Below are 19,459 nucleotides of genomic sequence, written 5' to 3' on the forward strand. Positions count from 1 at the left end.
AATGGTCAAGTCACGCGGCCGTATTCCCCAAACATTGCAGACATTGCGTCAGAGCTTCGTAATCGTCGCTAGCTGACATTCGTTCAGATGCTGTGCTTCGACACCAATCATCTAGAAGCGGATCGTCGCACTCGCGCCGTATGTCCGCGGCTCGCTTGCCTGAATGCGGACGGCAGTACTGCCGTTGAAGACCGTGTTGTTCAGGCCGAGCGCGGCACCGAGCGGCTGATAGACGGCAAGCGGCGAGTAGCTGGTACCGGTCAGGTTGCGGCCGAACATACTGACCGACCAGCGGTCGTCGCGGCCCGACAGCGTGAGCCGCGCGCCGAGCAACGCATAGCCGTCGGCGAGAGTCTGGACGTTGCCGTCGTTCTGCGTGCCGACGAATTGATCCGACACCAGCGACAGATTGGCGTTGGCGGCGAACCGCATCCCGCTCGAACCCAGTTCTGAAGACCAGTCGAGCGCGAAATTGCCGGTCCATTCGGGCGAGAAGCTGTTGGGCTTGCCGGTCAGATCCTGCGTGCCGGTGAGGCCCGGCAGGTTCGACGCCGTCGTGAACGAGGTAAATTTCGAGTCGAGATAGGCAATCGATACGGTCAGCGACAGGTTGCGCGTCGGGCTGAGCGTCGTGTCGAATTCGAATCCCTGCTGGCGTAGACCGCCGGCATTGCGGACGATGAAGCTCACACCGTCGAACGCGCGGTCCTGAAAACCGTCGATATCTATGCGGTAGAAAGTGAGGTTCGCGCGCAGCGTCCGGTCGAGCCAGCTCGACTTGATGCCCAGTTCGTAGTTCTTGACCGTTTCCGGCGCAAAGACGCGCTTGGTCGAGACGAGGTTGCCGTTCGCATCGAAGGTCGAGAGCGACGGCGTGCCGCCGCCCGAGTTGTAACCGCCCGATTTATAACCGGTCGACAGGTTGGCGAAGATCAGGACATCGCGGCTGGGCTTGTAGTTCAGGCTGACGCGATAGGTGAACTTGCTTTCGTTCAGGCCCGGATAGGTCAGTACCTCGGGCGCGCGCAAGGTTTGCGTGAACGCGCTCGATGCCTGGTTATAGGTGCCGCGCTTGCGGTCGTTGGTATAGCGGCCGCCCAAGGTCAGCGTCAGTTGATCGCCGAGGTGGATATTGCCCTGTGCATAGGCAGCGATACTGCTGACGTTTTGGAACACCTGCTGGTTGGTCGCGGCGACACCATTGGCGGTCGCGTAATAGGCGGCGCAGGCCGTGCGTGCTGCGCCTGCCGGCACGAGGACGCCGCAATAGTTCGTGCCCATGTTGAGCAGTTCGTCGAGGCGGAAATCTTCATTGAAATAATACACGCCCGCGACCATGTCGAACGCGCCGCCGAACCATTCCCTCTCGGGCGAGATGAATTGCAACTCGTGGTTGTGGCTTTTCGAATCGAACAGGCTGCGCCGCGAGGCGAGCGATACCGGGAAGTAGATGATGTCGCCGTCGAGCTGATCGTTTTTCCACACGCGGTAGCTGTTGATAAGCTTCAGCGACGCGTTGCCGACGGGGACAGTCAGTGTGCTCGACACGCCCCAGTTGGTATCGACCAGGCCCGTTGCCATGAACTGGTTCATGTTGCGGTCGCCCAGAACTGTGTCGGGGCCGCCGTTGAACGCGGCCTGGATGAAGGCGAGACGCGCCGGACTCACCGAGTTCGCGTCGAAATCGAAATTGGCGACGCCGTCACCGCTCAGGCGCGTATAGTCGCCGCGCACGACCCATTCGATCCCGCCGAAGTCGGCCTTGAGCGTCGCGCGGCCCGAGAGGTCGTTCGACCCGCCGTAGCGCAGGCCGTCGAGCTGGTTGACCCACGGCCCCTTGTACCACTGCCCCATGCCCGCAACGCGCAGCGCGACATTGTCCGCGAGCGGTACGTTGACGAAACCCGAGACCTTGTACCGGTCGAACGAGCCGATCTCGCCGCTGACCTGACCCGAAAAATCCTGCTTCGGCAGCGCGCTTTTGAGCGACAAGGCGCCGACGCTGGCGTTGCGACCGAACAGCGTTCCCTGCGGCCCGCGCAGTACTTCGACGCCGTCGATGTCGAGGAAAGCCCCGAGGATAGAACCCGAACGCGGCACGTAAACGCCGTCGAGGAACACTGCGACGCTGGGTTCGATCAGCGTGTTGGCGAGCGAGCCGACGCCGCGAATGCCGAGCCGGGTCGAGCCGGTGTTCGACGAGCGGACCGACTGGAAATTGGTCGCAATCTTCCCGAGATCGAGCACGGTCGTGACGTTGGTCCGCTCGAGCGTCGCGCCGTTGAAGGCGGCGATCGAAATCGGAACATTTTGCAGGCTTTCCGAACGCTTTTGCGCGGTCACGACGATTTCGCCGCTGTCCGCCTCGGGCGCTTCGGCCGGCGGCGTGGTTTGTGCCTGGGCGGTCCCGCCGACTACCAGTGACAATGCCAGCGCGAGCACACTCGCGGTCGCAAACGACGAAGCCTTCATGCCCATTCCCCTCGATCTTATCGTTAGTCGATACCTAGACGTTCGCGCTGGCGACCATTTCACCTTCCGCGACAGCTTTTTTGCTTTTCGTGCCATCGGCGACGCGGTTGCAGTCGTCGGCATAGCTGCGGCGCGCGAGCGCGAACACGAGCGCCGCCAGGACGCAGGGCACGGGGAGGATACGCAGCGCATCGACCAGGCCCATCGCATCGGCGAAGCGACCGGTCAGGATCGGCCCCGGTGCGAGGCCCAGCAGATTATTCGCCAGCGTCAGCGTGGCGAAGGCGGTGCCGTGGATAACACCCGGCGTCAGGTTCGCGACCATCGCGCCCGCCGGACCTGTCGTACCCGCGACGAGAAACACGGCAGCACCGAGCGCAAACAGTTGGGCAAGGCCCGGCGGCAGGGCGAAGGCGAGCGCGAGAAACCCGGCACAGCTGAGGCAGCAGGCGATCGCGAAGCTCAGCTTGGCTTCGGGGCGGCCCTTCGCCACGCGGTCGGCAATGGCACCGCACAGGATCATGCCGACGCCGGTGATCAGCAGGAACAGCGCCGCCAGACCCGAGGCTTTGGCGAGCGGCAGATTGTAGCTGCGGACGAAGAATGTCGGCAACCAGGCGGGCAGCGCGCCCGCCGCATAGAGCTGCAGCCCGCTCGCGACATAGGCGCAGATCACCGACCGGCTGGCGACGAGCGTGCGAAGCTGCGCGACGCCGATCGCCGACACCCGCGCGACCGGATTGCCGCCGTCCGATGCGACCTCGCCGAGACGATTTTCCTTAACCAGCAGCGGGAAGATCACGGCGAGCGCCAGCCCCGACAGCGCGATGACGACGAATGCCGTGCGCCAGCCATGCGCGGCCGCGACGATACCGCCAAGCGCGACGCCGAGCACCTGGCCGAACAGCCCGCCCGCCATAAAGGCCGCCGAAAGCATCGCGCGCATGCGTGCGGGAAAGACGGCGATGACGAGCGCGATGCCGACGCTGCCATAGGCGGCCTCGCCCACCCCGACGAGGATGCGCCCGATCAGCATCTGTTCGTAACTGCGCGCGACGCCGCAGAGCAGGGTCGCTAGGCTCCACAGCACCGCCATTACCGTCAGGCTCTTTATCCGGCCCCAGCGGTCGGCGAGGAGCGACAGCGGAAAGGTCAGCAGCCCGACCATCAAGGCGACCGCGCCGCTGAGCGTGCCGAGCTGCGCGTCGCTCAGCGCCCATTCGGCCTTGAGCAGCGGAAACACCGCATTGAGCACCTGCCGCGCCATATAGTCGGAGATCAGCAGCCCGAAGCAGAGCGCGAAAACCAGCCAGGCATAGGCGACCGGACGGGCATCCCCGTCCGCCCGGTCGCCATCCCCCCCGGAGAAAAAATAGTGCGCCATTTGTCGGCGCTACGCCGCGATCCTGAGCCCGTCGGTCGGTCGCGCGGGCGTGCGGTTGGGCAGCCAGCCATTCTCGCGCAGCGTCTCGTCGATGCTCGAATAAAAGGTGCCGATCTTGTAGATGCGCCGTGCGTCCGCGGCGGTCGCGATGGGGCGGTAGAGTTCCTCAGAAATCCGCACCATCTTCTCGATCTGCTGGACCGAGGTCGCGCGCTCGCCCTTGCGGCCCCAGAGATTGTCTTCCTGCCCGACGCGGACGTGGACGCCCATCGCGATACCCATCGTACACAGCGGATAGACGTTCCGCATCAGCCCCTCGACCGTGAACACCGCATTCTGCGGCAGGCGGTTGATGAATTCCATCAGGTTGCGCGGGTTGGGCCCGTCATGGCCGCCGCCGATCGCGACCCAGTTGATGACGAGCGGCCCCATATAATGCCCGTTCCGCACCAGCCGTTCGACGGTTTCGAGGTCGCGTGAACAGCCGACCATGAAGTGCGTCTGGATGCCCGACGCGGTCAGCCGCTTCATGTGCTCCTTCATGAACTTCGGCCCGGCCTCGTAGTACATCTCCGTATAGGCTTCGCGATAGGCGGGCTCGTCCATGCTGGTGCCCGCGACGTCGCTGTCGCTCATGATCTCCATCACGTTCATCTGGTTGGTGTTGACCGCAAGGGTGACCTGATCGGGTGCGGGGTTCAGATCGGCGAGCATGTGGCGCGTGTCGTCGGATAGCCACAGGGCTTCCTGCCCCTCCCCCTTCGGCGCGAAGCTGATCGATCCGCCGACCTGGAGGATCATGCCGGGCACCGCGCTCCGCAGCCGGTCGAGCATCTCGTTGAAGCGGTCGAGGTCTTTCGATCCGTTGCCGTCGGGTTCGCGGACATGGACGTGGAGCACGGTTGCGCCTGCATTGTAGCAGTCGACCGCCTTTTGCACCTGCTCGGCATAGCTCAGCGGAATGTCGTCGCTGTCACGCGGAAAGAAGCTCGGCGCATAGGGCGCCACCTGGATGACCAGCGGATCCTGCGTTTCGGGAAGCAGGCTGTCGTCGAAGAACTGCATCGTTCGTCTCCTCGGGGTTCAATAGGGCCGGTCGCCGGTGATGCTCGCGCGCTCCATGCGGCGGATCGTCGGCGGGTAATCCATGACGGCGTAATGCTGGGTGCAGCGATTGTCCCACACGGCCACGTCGCCGGGCCGCCAGCGCCAGCGCACCTGATATTCGGGAATTGCGGCGCGGCCGATGAGATACGCCAGCAACTGCGCACCGCCCGGCGCATAATCCTGGCCGTAGCGGACGTTGGCGCTGGTGTGGAAATTGGTGAAATGCGTCGCGAAACCGCTAACGAACAGCACCTTTTCGCCCGTTTCGGGATGCGTCCGCACGACCGGGTGCTCGGCATCGGGAAATTGCGCCTTGAGCGCATGGCGTCTGTCCTCGGGCATGCGTGCGCCGAAGGTCGCCTCGATCGAATGCCGCGCTTTCAGCGGCGCGATGGTGTCCTTCACATGCGGCGGCAAATCGGCATAGGCCTTGGCCATATTCGCCCACATCGTGTCGCCGCCGACGTCGGGGCAGGCGACGCAGCGCAACACCGCGCCCATCGGCGGTGCATCGCGCCAGGTCGCGTCACAGTGCCATGCGTTCTCGAAATGATCGGGCGGGCTGTTTTCGTCCTTGTAGATCTGGATCAGGCCCGGATGGTCGGGATGGCTGCCGACGACGGGATGGCCCTCGAGCGGCGCGAAACGCTCGGCAAAGGCCGCGTGATCGGCGGGCGTGATGTCCTGGTCGCGGAAGAAGAGCACCTTGTGCGCGAGGAGCGCCGCTTTCACCTCACCGAACAGCGCGTCGTCGCGGGCGGCATCGGCAAGGCCGACGCCCTGCACCTCGGCACCGATATGGCAGGTGAGGGCGGCGACTTTCACAGCACGAATACCGAGGCACCGATAGTCTTGCCGGCTTCGAGATCGCGGTGTGCCTGCACGCAGTCTTCGAGCGCGTAACGCTGCCCGATATCGACCGTGACGCGCCCCGCCGCCAGATGATCGAACCAGAAGGCGGCGAGCTCGGCACGCTCGACCGGGTCGGCGTAATAATCGGCAAAGGCGGGCCGGGTAAAATAGACCGAACCCTGCAGCACCAGCTGCATCGCATCGACCGGCGGGAATGCCCCCGACGCGGTGCCGCACGCGACCAGCACCCCGCGCCGCCTGAGCGACTTCAACGACCCCTCGAACGTGTCCTTCCCGACCGAGTCGAACACGGTTTGCACGCCCTCGCCGCCGGTCAGTTCCGTGACCCGCGCCGCGACATCCTCACGCCGGTAGAAGATGATCTCGTCGCACCCATAGCTGCGCGCCTTGGCTGCTTTTTCCTCGCTCGATACCGTCCCGATGACGCGCAGGCCCATCAGCTTGGCAATCTGGATCGCGAGCAAGCCGACCCCGCCGGCCGCTGCATGCAGCAAAATCGTGTCGCCCGCCTTGAGCCTCGGATCGGTCTTGCGGAGCCAGTAGGTTGCCGACAGCCCGCGCATCGTCGATGCCGCCGCCGTCTCGAAGGCGATGTTGTCGGGGAGTTTGAACAGCGGAGCCGCAGGCATGACACGCTCGGAGCTATAGGCTCCGAGCGGGCTGCCGTTATAGGCGACGCGATCCCCCACTGCGACGGCTGTCACGCCCTCGCCCACGGATTCGACCACGCCCGCGCCCTCGACACCTATCGAGTTCGGTACGGGTACGGGGTAGTAGCCCGAGCGGAAATAGGTGTCGGCGAAATTGCAGCCGACCGCCGCGTGGCGGATGCGGACCTCGCCCGGCGCTGGCGTGCCGACATCGACCTGCTCGACCCTGAGCACATCGGGTCCGCCGGCCTCGTAAAATCGGACGGCTGTGGCCATCTCGCTTCCTCTCCAAAACTGGCAATGACCTACCGCGCGGCGCGCTTGCAGTTTTCGCAGTTCGTGACATTCTTTTGGCATTCGGCGCCAGACGTCACAGGAGAACGGGTATGGCCGAAGTCGTCCGCGTAGCGGCGCTGACCGGCTATTTCGATGCGATGGCGGCGCTCGGCGTCGATCCCCGCCCGCTGCTCGCCGAACAGGGGCTCACCGCCGACCTGCTCATCAATCCCGAGCAGCTCATCCCGGCGCGGGCCACGATCCGGCTGCTCGAGCGCAGCGCCCAGGCAACGGGTTGTGTGACACTCGGCCTGCGCATGGTCGAGGCGCGCGCGCTTGCCGACCTGGGGGCCACCAGCCTGCTGATCGCGCACCAGCCGACGCTGCGCGCCGCGCTCGCCACGCTTGCCGAGTTCAGGGCGAGGATCAATTCGACGCTGATTCTCCACCTTGAGGAAGCGGACGGCCAGGCGATCCTGCGCGAGGACTTCGCCCTGCGGCAGCCCGAGCCGTCGCGCCAGTCGTCGAACCTGGCGCTGGGCGTGCTTGCCCGGCTCTGCGGGTCGGCGCTCGCAGACAGCTGGTCGCCCCTGACCGTATGTTTTGCCCATGAAGCTCCGCCGGCCGCCGAGCTGGCGATCTTCACCCGCGTCTTTCGCTGCCGCCCCGAGTTCGACTGCGAGATGAACGGCATCGTTCTCGACGCGCGCGACCTCGACCGGCCCAACGTCAAGGCCGACGACCAGCTCGCCCAGCACGCCCGGCGATTATTGGAGTCGGTGATGAGCCCGACGGCTCGAACCATAACCCAGGATGTGGAACAGCTGATCACGCTGCTCCTTCCCTCCGGAAAGGCGACCGTCCAGATGTGTGCCGCGTCGCTGGGCGTGACCGTCCGCACCCTCCAGCGCTCGCTCGATGCCGAACAGATCAGCTTCACAAACCTCTTGCAACGCGCGCGGATGCAACTGGCCACGCAATATCTCGCCAATCCCCGTATGCGCGTGACCGATGTAGCCGAGCTGCTGGGCTATGGCTCGATCGGTGCCTTCACCCGTTGGCACACCAAGTCGTTCGGCGAGCCGCCGTTGCGATGGCGAAATGGAAAACGCGCTCTGACGTAAATAAAAGGACAAGACTGCCTTCAATTTACCTCGTGAGCTGAGCACGCTCAAGGCGATGGACGGGACGCAACCGCCAACGTTGAAATAGTTCGATAAGGCGAAATGTGTCCAACAAGGCGGCCGTTAGCGCCGACCGCAAATATTTCTGGCTGAGGTTGCCCGGCGCAAGTCGAACCAATCGATTTCCGACAGCTCGCCAAATGCTTTTCCGGATTTCGCGCGGTCGAGCATCGACCGACAGATCAAACTGATCGACTGTCTGCTGAGTTGGCCGCCCACGAGCCAGCGGCGGTCGATATCGTAGTCCATGGATGGGACGGAATACAGCCGACGAAAAACGTGACCGTCATTGTTGAATGTCCGCCACGCCCACAGCGCCGTCTTTACCTCTTTACCCAGTCTGACCCTGAACATAACGGGCAAGGCTATATCGTCGGTTTCACCGGTGCTGCTGTCGTCGCATGCCACGATGTCGTGCCAATTCAACGCGACGAGTTCCGACGGACTGTAGCGCCCCTCGACAGCAAGGAGGAGCAGCGCACGATTGCGTGCGTCAGGCACCTCATGCCCCGCTTCTGTGCCTAACATAGCTGTGACGCATGCCTGGTTTGGCACGCCGTTGGATGTCAACCAGCGATGGCAATCCGCCTCTGGCCTCCGATTCGCGCGCTCCGATCGGACTTGAAGCAAATCAGCCGTCACCTGCGCTATCTTTGGCGAGGCGCACGGATCGACCTCCCCTGCCAGTCGGTGCAACTTCGAAATAGACCCGAGGCACAGATCGAAACTGCGGCCGGACACCGGGGCCAGGGCACCAATAACCGCCACTATCGTCACATTCGCCCAGAGTATCTCAAGCAGTTTATCGACGGAGTGGAGACACTTTGGAGCGACGTCGGCAAACTGACTTCAGCGCACTTGCGATACCAGTGCGATACCAAAGTGTTCGACCCAGCACCATCGAGCCAGTCGTCGTAAGCTGAGAATGCTGCTTTTCTGCGGTAATCTACTGGTGCCGCTTAGGTGACTCGAACACCTGACCCTCGCATTACGAATGCGATGCTCTACCGGCTGAGCTAAAGCGGCTGAACCAGTGCGGCGGGCGCTTATCAGCGTCGCTGGCGCTCGGCAAGGGCATCGAAGCACCCCAATCCCTTAACGGCTTGGTAACCAAAGGCGGTGCATTCCCGGCGTCAGGATTTCTCAATGGACCAGTTTGGGGGTCGGCACCGATGGACAGGCTTCAGGATTTTGCGCGGGAGACCGAGAGCGAAATCGGCACGACGGCAGACGCCGATACCGGTATCGACGCGCCGGTCGTGATCGGCACCGACGAGCGGCGCATGCATGTCCGCGCCTATAACTACTGGGTCTCGCTGCTCGATGGCCGCTCCTATCCGTCGGTCGAGGACATCGACCTCGACAATGCCACCGATTTCGGCCCGCAAAGCGTCCTGCTCGATTTCACCCATGCCGGCGAAGACCCCGCGATCGCCTGGCTCGGCGAGAAGCTGCGCGCCGAATGCGATCTGTCCGACAGCGTGGCCAGCGTCGTGTCCGAAGTACCGTCGCGCTCGCTGTTGTCGCGGCTGACCGACCATCATCTGCAGATCATTGCCAACCGCGCGCCCATCGGCTTCGAGGCCGAATTCCAGAACGCGCGCGGTAACAACACCATGTATCGCGGGATCCTGCTGCCGTTCTCGTCGGACAACGACACGATCGATTTCATCTACGGCGTCATCAACTGGAAGGAAATCGCCGGCGAGGTCGAAGTCGATGCGATCGAGCGCGAGATGCGCGCCAGCGTTGCGACGGTGCCGTCGCGCCCGGTCGTGCCGGTCTGGGCCGATGGTCCGAGCCGCCTGGAGCAGGCTGCCAAAGATGCGGCCGCAGTCGAGGAATCCGTCGAGGAAGACATCGATGCGACGCCGCCGGGCGAAGGCGAGACGCTCGGCGACTGGCTCGCCGCCGCGCGCGCCAACGCCGATGTCGCGCTGACCGCCGATACGCGCAGCCGGGGTGCGCTGTATCGCGCCTTGTCGGGTGCCTATGATTTCGCGCTCGTGGCCGAACAGCGCGCCGACGAATATGCCGCGCTGCTGCGCGAAAGCAAAATCGGGTCGCAGGCGCGCGCGCCGATGACGCCCGTTGCCAAGCTCGTGTTCGGGGCAAGTTACGACAAGACCCGCCTGACCGAATTTGCCGCCGCGATGAGCTTTGCCCACCGCCGCGAATTGCCTGCAGGCGGTATGAAGCTGTTCCTCGAAAATTTCCCCGGCGGCCTCAAGGCCATCGTCGCCGCCGAACGCCGCGAGCGGCGGCCCGAGGGGAAGGAAGCCAAGCCCGACACGACCCGCGAACGTGCCCGCGAACTGCCCGAGCAGGCCTATCTGACGCTGTCGGGTAACGACGAATTCGTCATCATGGTCGCCCGCCGTGTCGATGCCGACCGCGTCGCGATCATCGGCGTGGTCGGCGACGACAAGCCGCTGCTCGACCGCGCGCTTCGCCACGTTGTGGAATAAGGGCGTGGAATAAAATTACGCGAGCCTTGAGGCTGTAACCGCGCGGGCGCATAGAGGCGTATCGACAAAAAAACGATACGGATGCCCGACCCTATGGCTGCCACCCGCGCGACTTCGCCCGCGACAATTTCCGATTCACGCCACACCGATCTGCTGGCCAAGGCGCTGGTCGCCGGTGCCCTGCCCGGCGAAACCGCCGGGTTCACCAAGGACGACCGCCGCGCGGCGGCCGCACTGGCGCTGGATGCGCTCGACGGGCGGCGCGGCGACGCGCCCGCCATCCGCATCGAATCGGGCAGCGGGAGCGACGGACGGCGGCTGATGCGGCTGGCGGTCGCCAACAGCGACATGCCGTTTCTGGTCGATTCGATCGCGGATGCAATCACCGCACAGGGCTTGGCCATCGACCGAATTTTGCATCCGATCGTGTCGGTCGGGCGCGGCAAGGACGGCGGCTTTGCCGGGCTGGGTGACGGCGGCGCGCGAACGTCGCTCGTCTATATGGAAACCGAACGTGCCGATGCGCGGGTGCGGCACGACCTGAGCGCGGCCATCGAAACGGCGCTCAAGCATGTCCGTGCAGCGGTCACCGATTGGACGGCGATGAAGGCGGCAGTCGCGATGGACGTTGCGCGCCTGGGCGACAGCGAGGGCGCCAAATTGCTCGACTGGTTCCTCGACCGCAATTTCACTTTGCTGGGATCGGCGACCTATCCGGCCAAGGGCGGGACGAAGGAAGCGCTGGGGATCGCGGCCGATATCGGCGATGCCGTGCTCTCGCCCGAACAGCGGGCCAAGGCGCAAAGCTGGCTGAAAGCGCATGATGCGCCAATGCTCGCCAAGTCGAACTTCCTGTCGACTGTCCACCGCCGCGCCCCGCTCGATCTGATTGTCGTGCCGTCGGATGGCGGCGTACGTATCCATGCCGGCCTATGGACCAGCGCCGCACTTGCCGCCGCGCCGCAGGATATCCCGGTGCTGCGCGACCGGCTTTCGGCATTGATGGCGAAGTACGGGTTCTCGCCCGATGGCCATGCCGGAAAAGCGCTGGCGCACGCACTGACCGACCTGCCGCACGATCTGTTGCTGGCGATCGATGCGGCGACACTCGAACGGCTGGCGCTGACCGCGATGTCGCTGGCCGACCGGCCGCGCGCCGATCTGGTGCTGACCCGCGATGCACTCGACCGGCACATGTTTGCGTTCGTCTGGCTACCGCGCGACGAGCTGACGACGGCGCGGCGCATTGCGATTTCAGAGATGATCGCAACAGAGGCAGACGGCGATCTGCTCAGCTGGTCGATCGATCTGGGCGACGGCGAAGTCGCGCTGATCCGCTATACGTTCGACCGACGCGGCGCGCAGCGCGAACCCGATGAAGCGAGCTTGCGTGCAGCGCTTGTCGCGATGGTACGCGGGTGGCCCGAAGCAGTCGAAGCGAGCCTGATCGCAGCGGGCGAGGACAAAGGCGCGACGCGACTGGCATTGCGTTACGCCGAGGCGTTTCCGCCACTCTATCGCACCGGCGCCGGACCCGATGAGGCGGCGCGCGATATCGTGCGGCTGGCCGAACTCGACACCCCGACCGACAGGCAAGTGCGGCTCTATCGCCGTGCGACTGATGCCAAGGGGCGGTTGCGGTTGAAACTCTACAGCCTTGCGCCGGTCATGCTGTCCGACGTCGTGCCCGCGCTCGAATGTTTCGGGTTCCGCGTGGTTGAAGAGGTTTCGACGCTGATCGGCGACGGGACGTTGGGGCATATGCACCGGTTCGTTCTCGATCTGGGTGCGGGCGATGCGGCGGCACTCCTAGACCGGGCGTCCGTCGTCGAAGGGGCGATTGCCGCGGTGCTCGAGGGATCGGCAGAGAACGACCGTTTCAACGAGCTGATCGTTGCCGCCGCGTTCGATCCGCGCGCCGTGGTGCTGCTGCGCGCCATGTTCCGCTATCTGCGCCAGACCGGACTCACCTATGGCCTCATCACCGTGGTCGAGGCGCTGCGCCGCCACCCGCATATCGCGCGCGCCGTCGTCGATCTGTTCGCCGCCCTCCACGACCCGGCGGCCAAGAAGCGCGAGGCCGCGCGCGAAGCCGCCGAGCACGCCATCGAGCGCGGCCTGTCGCAGGTCGCCGCTATCGACGAAGACCGCGTTCTGCGCCTGCTGCGCGCGGTGGTGCGCGCGACGCTGCGTACCAATTTCTACGCGCCTGCCGGACAGACCGCGATTGCGTTCAAGTTCGACAGCGCGAAGGTGCCGGGTCTCCCCGCCCCGGTGCCGTGGCGCGAGATTTGGGTCTATAGCCCCCGTGTCGAGGGCATCCATCTGCGCGCGGGACCAGTCGCGCGCGGCGGCTTGCGCTGGTCCGACCGGCGCGACGATTTCCGCACCGAAATCCTCGGGCTGATGAAGGCGCAGCGCGTCAAGAACGCGGTCATTGTGCCGACGGGCGCAAAGGGCGGCTTCTTTCCCAAGATGCTGCCCAGTCCGGCAACCGACCGCGATGCGTGGCTGGCGGAGGGGACCGAGAGCTACCGCATCTTCATCCGCACCTTGCTGTCGGTCACCGACAACATCGTGGGCGGCAAGGTCGTGCATCCGGCGCAGGTCGTCGTCCACGACGGCGAGGACCCGTATTTCGTCGTCGCCGCCGACAAGGGGACCGCAACTTTCAGCGATGTCGCCAACGCCATCGCGCTGGAGCACCACTTCTGGCTCGGCGATGCGTTCGCAAGCGGCGGGTCGGTCGGCTACGACCACAAGGCGATGGGCATCACCGCCAAGGGCGCTTGGGTCTCGGTCCAGCGCCACTTTGCCGAACTGGGCACAGATGTGCAGGCGCAGCCGATCCGCGTCGTCGGGTGCGGCGACATGTCGGGCGATGTGTTCGGTAATGGGATGCTGCTGTCGAAGGCGCTGAAGATCGTCGCGGCGTTCGACCACCGCCATATCTTCATCGACCCCGATCCCGACCCCTCCGCAAGCTGGGACGAGCGAGCACGGATGTTTGCGCTGCCGCGTTCGAGCTGGGCCGACTATGATACGAAGCTGATTTCGAAAGGCGGCGGCGTGTTCCCGCGTTCGGCCAAATCGATCAAGCTGTCGAAGGAAGCCCGCGCCGCGCTCGACATTGCCGAGGCCGAGATCGAGCCGACGATGCTGATTTCCGCCATTCTCAAAAGCCCGGTCGACCTGATCTGGTTCGGCGGCATCGGTACCTATGTGAAGGCGGCGAGCGAAACCGACGGGCAGGTCGGCGACCCTGCCAACGACATCCTGCGCGTCGATGCCGAGGACGTGCGCGCGCGCGCCATCGGCGAGGGCGCGAACCTGGGCGTTACCCAGGCGGCACGCATCGCGTTCTCGCTGAAGGGCGGGCGGATCAACACCGACTTCATCGACAATTCGGCGGGCGTCGATTGTTCGGACCATGAGGTCAATATCAAGATTGCGCTCAATGCCGAGGTTGCGGGCGGCGCGCTGACCATGCCGAAACGCAACACGCTACTGGCCAAAATGACCGATCAGGTCGCAGATCTGGTGCTCGAGGATAACCGTCTCCAGACGCTGGCGCTGTCGATTGCCGAGCGCGGTGGGGCGAGCGCAGTGCCGTCGCTGGTTCGCCTGATCGAGACGTTCGAAGCGTCGGGTCGGCTCGACCGTGCGGTCGAGGGCCTTGCGTCGAACGACCTGCTCGCGCGGCGCGCACAGGACGGGCACGGACTGACCCGCCCCGAACTGGCGGTGGTGCTCGCGACGGCAAAGCTCGCGTTGCAGGACGCCATCGAACACACCGACCTCGCCGCCGACCCGGCGATGACGCCCGAGCTGCTCGCAGCGTTCCCGGCGGGGATGCGAAAGGGTCATGCCGGGGCCATCGAGCATCACCAGCTGCGCGGCGAGATCGTCGCGACCAAGGTCGCCAACCGCATCGTCAACCGGATGGGCCTGATCCATCCGTACGAACTCGCCGAGGAAGAAGGCGCGTCGCTGGGCGATATCGCCGGAGCCTTCGTCATTGCCGAGGCGCTGTTCGACGTGCGGTCGCTGTGGGCGGCGATCGACAGTGCCGACATCGGCGAAGGCGGGCGGCTGTTGTTGTTCGAACAGGTCGCGGTCGAATTGCGCGCCGCAATGGCAGACCTGCTTCGCGGTTCGGTCGCGGGGCGTTCTGTCGGCGATACGATTGCGGCGTTGACGCCGGGCGTCGTCCAGCTCGACGCGAACGTCGATGCCCTGCTGCTCGACGAAACCCGGATGCAGGCGCGCGGTTTCGCCGCGCGGCTGACCGATGCAGGCGCGCCGCGCAAGCTGGTCGAACGTGTCGTGCGCCTTGCCGAAATGGACGGCGCAGTCGGGCTGGCCGCGCTTGCCGAACGGTCGGGCACCGATGCCATCGTTCTGACCCGGGCGTTCGGTACACTTGGCAGTGCGCTCGGCCTCGACTGGGCACAGGGCGCCGCGATGCGCGCCAATCCGGTCGATCCGTGGGAGCGGCTGCTCGTCGCGGGCCTCAGCCGGGATTTCCAGCAGATGCGCCTCGAGTGGCTGGCACGCGACGCGACCGATCCGGGCGCGCGGGTTACCGTTTGGCTCGGCACCCACACGACGCGTGTCGGCGACTTCCGGCGACTGGTCGACCGGGCGAAGCTCTCGGTCGCGCCCTCGCCTGCCATGCTTGCGCAGATCGCGGGGCAGGCGCGGGTGCTACTCGGCCGGTAGCGGCGTCACGCTCCGGTCGTGCAGCTTCGCGTCGATGTCGGCACGCCATTTACGCGTGCGGAGCCACATGACGATCCCGGTGATCGCGAGCAGCACCGGGATCAGGCCGCCGAGGAAGATGACGAGCTGAAACGCAAACCCCATGTCGTGCCCGTCGTGCCAGCGCCGCATGGTGCGGGCGAACGTTTCGGGCTGCGGCGGCTTGAGCGGCTTCACGGTGCCGCGCGCATCGTCGACGACGACTTCGGCAGGGCCGCCGTCGCGCGCAAACGAGATTTTCCATTCGGCTGCCTTGTCGGTTGGGAAGGTCACTTGCACCGGTGCGCCGCCTGCGAGCGGGCGGGCGAGGGCAAAAGCGCCATCGACGCCCTGTACCGTCGCGGCCAGCGGACGGGCCGCCATCATCCGCGCGCGGTCGGCAGGATTGGGCGCCTTGGCCCCCGACATATTGGCGAAGAACGCCGGGAAGCTGATCCAGATGCCGGTGAACGACAGCATCGCCAGTGGCACCGAAATCCAGAAGCCGGTCAGGTAATGCAGGTTCGCATTCGTCGTTGCCTGTCGCTTCCAGCGGAAACCACTGCGGAACGAGCCCGTAAGCGGCCACCACAGCCAGATGCCGGTCAGCGACGAAATCAGCATCGCAACGCCGAGCCAGCCGACGATCGACCGGCCGACGCCGGGGATCATGAGGGTACCGTGGAGCTGGTGGAGCACGCGGAGCAGTCCATCATTGCTCTTGGCGGTGTCGAGCACGCGTGCGGTCGGCGGATCGAGATAGAGGTTGGTCCGCTGCGGCGGGCCGGGCCGTGCGCCCTCCCTGGGCGGCGCGCTGGCCGAAACGACGACCGGCCCACCCTCTTCGGGGAAGCGGATCGAGGCGACCTGCTCACCGGGCGCTAGCGCTTTCGAGGCAGCGGCAACATAGGCGGAAGGCGGCAAGGTCGCCGTTCCGCTGACCGCGAACCGCTGCGGGTTGACCGCTTTGTCGAGCGCGTGGTCCCACACCAGTGCCGCGCCGGTGAACGACAGCGGGATGACGACGACCGCAAAGATGATCCCGAGCCATTTATGGACCGAAAACCACGTCCGCCGCATCTTGACCGCACTGGGCACGAGGATTGCTCCGTTCAGAGCTCCGCCCAGCGGCGGAGGAGGTTGTGATAAACGCCGGTGAGGCGGACGAGTTCGGCATCGTCGTTGCCGGTCGCGCCGGTCAACCCCTGAATGGCGGTGTCCAGCTCGAACAATATGGCGCGATCGCTGTCGCTGCGAACCATCGACTGCACCCAGAAAAACGACGCGACGCGGGTGCCGCGCGTGACCGGTGCTACCCGGTGCAAGGTCGAAGCGGGGTATAGGATCATGTCGCCCGCCGACAGTTTTACGCCCGGACGGTCCTCGACGAGCAGTTCGCCGCCGTCATAGTCGTCGGGATCGGACAGGAAGAGCGTCGCCGACACATCGCTGCGGATACGGAAATCGCTGCCGTACCGGATGCGGATGGCGGTATCGACGTGGGTGCCGAAAGCGTCGCCCGCTGCGTAGCGGTTGAACAGCGGCGGATAGACCTTCAGCGGCAGCGCGGCGGCCACGAACAGCGGCGACCGCCCGAGCGCGTCGAGAACGATCTCACCCGCAGTATGCGCCGCCGCCGAGTCCTCGGGCAGTTGCGTATTGTGCTTAGCCTGCGCCGACTGGTGACCCGATGTCGCATTGCCGTCGATCCAGTCGGCGGCGTCAATGGTAGCGCGCAGATGGGCGACCTCGTCGGGCGAAAGGACGGCGGGAACGGCCAGCATTCAGTATTTCACCGATAGCGTCGCAAAGGCGCTGCGCCCCGGCGCGACGGTCGCGTAATGCGCGCTGTTTGCCGAGATGAAATAGGTCTTGTCGGTCAGGTTCTGCACGTTGACGCTCACTTCCAGTTTGTCGCTGAACTTGTAGCCCGCGCGCGCATCGAAGCGCCAGTAGCCGGGAATGGTGCGCGCGATAATCCGCGTGGCCGGGTTGACCACCGCTGCCGCGCCTACGCCGGTCACCGCACGGTTGTCGGCATAGGTGCCGAACACGCGGCCCGTGTAGAACGCGCCCCCGCCGACGCTGAGCTTCTTCGTCACCGCGACATCGGTCCAGAGCGTCGCGCTGTGTTCGGCGGTTTGGGGGAAGCGGCGACCGGTGTTGACCGACGGCTGGATGATGTTGCGCGCGGGCGTGACGGTCACGCCACCGACGACAACGGCGGGCACCACGAAGATCGTATTGCCGGCATCGAGGATGGTCGCATCGAGGTAGGTGTAGCCGCCGAACACCGTCCAGCCGGGCCGGATCTGTCCGTTGAAGCCGAATTCGATCCCGTTGACGCGCCGCTTGCCGATGAATTGCGGGTTGCCATCGGCCCCCACGACGCGGGCATTGTCGGTATCGGTGCGAAACGCGGCAACGCTCAGCGACAGGCGGTTGCCGAACAGATCGGCCTTGGCGCCGACCTCCAACGAGCGGGTCTGTTCGACCTTCAGCGCGTCGAGAATATCGACCGACACCTGCCCGCTGGTGGTGGGCAGCGCGTTGCCCTCGAGTCCCTCGCCAAGCAGGCTGTTCGGTGGCGTCGCCGAAGTCGCGTAAGAGGCGTAGACGCTGGTGTTCGCCGTCGGTTTGAACACTAGCCCCGCCTGCCAGTTGAACAACGTATCGGTGCGGTCGAAGCTGAACGTCGATGTGGCGGCAATCGGCTGACCGGGGGTGGTCGTCGATTTGAACCGGTCGACCCGCGCGCCGAGGTTGAGGATCAGCGCCGGGGTGATCGTGATCGAATCGAACGCATAGGCTGACACCGTGCTGGCGTCGTTCTGCGTTTCGGCAATGGCGAGGTTGCGCGATACCGGCGCAGTGGCGGTCGAGGTATCGCTGGCGTAATTGACCCAGGGGTCGTTGGGGTTCGGGTTGCCCAAAGTCGTGCAGTAATAGCGTACCAGTGCCGCCGCCGTGCAGCGCGGCGAAATCAGCGCGCCCGTCGACAGGATTTCATTGCCGTTGGCCGGATTTACGTACCCGCGCGTCACGAAAATCCCCCGCCGCGCCTTTTCCCAGCTGAGTTCGAGACCCGCAGAAAAACTATGCTTGATACTGCCCGTGTCGAACGTCCCAATCAGGTCGGTCTGGTTGGTAAGGGTCGAGACATAGCCATAGCGCGTGTTCGCCCGCCGCCAGACATAGCCGCCTGCCGTCGCGGCATTGGCGGCATTGGTGCCATAGACGTTGCCTTGGCTGTCGTCGGGTTGGGTGTAGATGTACGCTTGGTCGCTGTTGCTGAACCGCGATGTGTTGCGGAGCTTGATCGTCCCGAAATCATGCTCAGCGCGGATCGTAATCTGGTCGGTCGTGGTGTCGCGGAAGTCGCGGCTTTTAACACCGTAGAAGGCGTTACGCGGGATGCTCACGGTCGCTCCGCTGATTGTCGTGAATTGCCCGATGGCGGGTTCTGAGTAGCTGAACCCCAGCGGCGCATTGGCGGTGGTGCGCTGGTACGGAAACCCGCTGTCGGGCAGTTCGTGGCTGGTCAGGTGATAATAGCCGAGCGTCAGCGTCGTCGGCCCCTTGCCGCCGATCTTGATCGACGGCGCAATTCCCCAGCGATCCTGGAACAGGGCATCGCGGCCTGCGACATTCTGGTCGTGCCACACGCCCGCAATGCGAACCGAGACCATGTCGGTCAGCTTGTAATTGATGTCACCGGTAAGGCGCTTGTAATCGGCGGTTCCATAGCTGGCGGTCGCTTCAGCGAACGTCCTGTCGCGCGGGAATTTCGACACGATGTTGATCGACCCACCCGCGCTGCCACGCCCGCCGAGCGTCGAATCGGAGCCGCGCACGATCTGGATCTGCTCGATGGCGAACACTTCTCGGCTTTGCGCGCTGGTATCGCGGATATTGTCGACAAAGGTCGACCCCTGCGAATCGAACCCGCGGATGAACGGACGATCGCCAATGGGGTTACCCCCCTCCGCCGCGCCGAAGGTGATGCCGGGGACAGTGCGAAGCGCATCGACAAGCGTGGCAGAGCCGGTGTCCTTGATGATCTGCTTGTCGACGACGACGACCGAGCGCGGCGTGTTGAGCAGGGGAGCGACGGTTTTCGCATTGCTGTCGTCATCGCGGGTGCCGGTGACGACGATTGTCGCGCGAGCCTGTTCCTCGGCATCGGGCGCGGTGTCGGCAGCCAGCGAAGGCGCGCTCGCGATAAAGCCGACACAGCCGAGCGCCAGGAACGCTGCGGCGCGTGCGGGGTGGCGGGGCTGGACGGCATCGGTACGCGACATGAAC

Annotated in this window: 12 protein-coding genes and 1 tRNA gene; 3 read left to right on the forward strand and 10 right to left on the reverse strand. The window is 65.0% G+C overall.

Annotated features, from left to right (window positions below; genetic code table 11):
* Positions 1–111: 111 nt before the first annotated feature.
* Genes M0209_RS11620 through M0209_RS11640 form a run of 5 tightly spaced genes read right to left on the reverse strand, consistent with a single transcriptional unit; the run spans position 112 to position 6,762 of the window.
* A complete protein-coding gene (locus M0209_RS11620; RefSeq protein ID WP_258888430.1) occupies positions 112–2,472 on the reverse strand; it encodes a TonB-dependent receptor in 2,361 nt (786 codons plus the stop codon).
* A gap of 34 nt (positions 2,473–2,506) precedes the next feature.
* Positions 2,507–3,856: an MFS transporter gene (locus M0209_RS11625; RefSeq protein WP_258888431.1), complete on the reverse strand. Its 1,350-nt coding sequence runs from the start codon at positions 3,854–3,856 to the stop codon at positions 2,507–2,509.
* Between the two features lie 9 nt (positions 3,857–3,865).
* Positions 3,866–4,921, reverse strand: coding sequence for a 3-keto-5-aminohexanoate cleavage protein (locus M0209_RS11630; RefSeq protein WP_258888432.1), 1,056 nt, complete (start codon positions 4,919–4,921; stop codon positions 3,866–3,868).
* An 18-nt stretch (positions 4,922–4,939) separates the two neighbouring features.
* The gene (locus M0209_RS11635) at positions 4,940–5,788 is read right to left on the reverse strand and encodes a TauD/TfdA family dioxygenase (RefSeq protein ID WP_258888433.1); all 849 of its coding nucleotides are present in this window, start codon (positions 5,786–5,788) and stop codon (positions 4,940–4,942) included.
* Positions 5,785–6,762 carry a quinone oxidoreductase gene (locus M0209_RS11640; protein ID WP_258888434.1) on the reverse strand — a complete coding sequence of 326 codons (978 nt, stop codon included), beginning with the start codon at positions 6,760–6,762 and terminating at the stop codon, positions 5,785–5,787. Before M0209_RS11640 ends, M0209_RS11635 begins: the two co-directional genes overlap by 4 nt.
* Positions 6,763–6,872: 110 nt before the next feature.
* On the opposite strand from M0209_RS11640, the gene M0209_RS11645 reads away from it, so the two are divergent.
* Entirely contained in the window at positions 6,873–7,886 is a 1,014-nt protein-coding gene (locus tag M0209_RS11645) for an AraC family transcriptional regulator (protein ID WP_258888435.1), read from the forward strand.
* A 123-nt stretch (positions 7,887–8,009) separates the two neighbouring features.
* Here the strand turns inward: M0209_RS11645 and M0209_RS11650 are convergent, their stop codons facing one another.
* Together M0209_RS11650 and M0209_RS11655 are read right to left on the reverse strand one after the other, a co-directional pair.
* The gene (locus M0209_RS11650; RefSeq protein ID WP_258888436.1) at positions 8,010–8,723 is read right to left on the reverse strand and encodes a hypothetical protein; all 714 of its coding nucleotides are present in this window, start codon (positions 8,721–8,723) and stop codon (positions 8,010–8,012) included.
* Positions 8,724–8,896: 173 nt separating this feature from the next.
* A tRNA-Thr gene (locus M0209_RS11655) sits at positions 8,897–8,972 on the reverse strand.
* Positions 8,973–9,118: 146 nt separating this feature from the next.
* On the opposite strand from M0209_RS11655, the gene M0209_RS11660 reads away from it, so the two are divergent.
* Positions 9,119–10,414: a hypothetical protein gene (locus M0209_RS11660; protein WP_258888437.1), complete on the forward strand. Its 1,296-nt coding sequence runs from the start codon at positions 9,119–9,121 to the stop codon at positions 10,412–10,414.
* 93 nt (positions 10,415–10,507) lie between these two features.
* A complete protein-coding gene (locus tag M0209_RS11665; protein ID WP_258888438.1) occupies positions 10,508–15,136 on the forward strand; it encodes an NAD-glutamate dehydrogenase in 4,629 nt (1,542 codons plus the stop codon).
* Here the strand turns inward: M0209_RS11665 and M0209_RS11670 are convergent.
* Genes M0209_RS11670 through M0209_RS11680 form a run of 3 tightly spaced genes read right to left on the reverse strand, consistent with a single transcriptional unit; the run spans position 15,122 to position 19,455 of the window.
* On the reverse strand, positions 15,122–16,252 hold the full coding sequence (locus tag M0209_RS11670) for a PepSY domain-containing protein (protein ID WP_258888439.1): 1,131 nt from the start codon (positions 16,250–16,252) through the stop codon (positions 15,122–15,124). The two genes, M0209_RS11665 and M0209_RS11670, sit on opposite strands and share 15 nt — an antisense overlap.
* Before the next feature lie 14 nt (positions 16,253–16,266).
* Positions 16,267–16,938: a Fe2+-dependent dioxygenase gene (locus tag M0209_RS11675; protein ID WP_258888440.1), complete on the reverse strand. Its 672-nt coding sequence runs from the start codon at positions 16,936–16,938 to the stop codon at positions 16,267–16,269.
* A complete protein-coding gene (locus M0209_RS11680; protein ID WP_258888441.1) occupies positions 16,939–19,455 on the reverse strand; it encodes a TonB-dependent siderophore receptor in 2,517 nt (838 codons plus the stop codon).
* Between the last annotated feature and the right edge of the window lie 4 nt (positions 19,456–19,459).

It is taken from the genome of Sphingomonas sp. SUN039 (genome assembly GCF_024758725.1).
In the GTDB taxonomy this organism is placed as follows: Bacteria; Pseudomonadota; Alphaproteobacteria; order Sphingomonadales; family Sphingomonadaceae; genus Sphingomonas_O.

Bases quoted from the DNA above. Each gene is read 5' to 3' on its own strand.
- M0209_RS11620 (WP_258888430.1), bottom strand. From the start codon at position 2,472: ATGAAGGCTTCGTCGTTTGCGACCGCGAGTGTGCTCGCGCTGGCATTG.
- M0209_RS11625 (WP_258888431.1), bottom strand. From the start codon at position 3,856: ATGGCGCACTATTTTTTCTCCGGGGGGGATGGCGACCGGGCGGACGGG.
- M0209_RS11630 (WP_258888432.1), bottom strand. From the start codon at position 4,921: ATGCAGTTCTTCGACGACAGCCTGCTTCCCGAAACGCAGGATCCGCTG.
- M0209_RS11640 (WP_258888434.1), bottom strand. From the start codon at position 6,762: ATGGCCACAGCCGTCCGATTTTACGAGGCCGGCGGACCCGATGTGCTC.
- M0209_RS11645 (WP_258888435.1), top strand. From the start codon at position 6,873: ATGGCCGAAGTCGTCCGCGTAGCGGCGCTGACCGGCTATTTCGATGCG.
- M0209_RS11660 (WP_258888437.1), top strand. From the start codon at position 9,119: ATGGACAGGCTTCAGGATTTTGCGCGGGAGACCGAGAGCGAAATCGGC.
- M0209_RS11665 (WP_258888438.1), top strand. From the start codon at position 10,508: ATGGCTGCCACCCGCGCGACTTCGCCCGCGACAATTTCCGATTCACGC.
- M0209_RS11675 (WP_258888440.1), bottom strand. From the start codon at position 16,938: ATGCTGGCCGTTCCCGCCGTCCTTTCGCCCGACGAGGTCGCCCATCTG.
- M0209_RS11680 (WP_258888441.1), bottom strand. From the start codon at position 19,455: ATGTCGCGTACCGATGCCGTCCAGCCCCGCCACCCCGCACGCGCCGCA.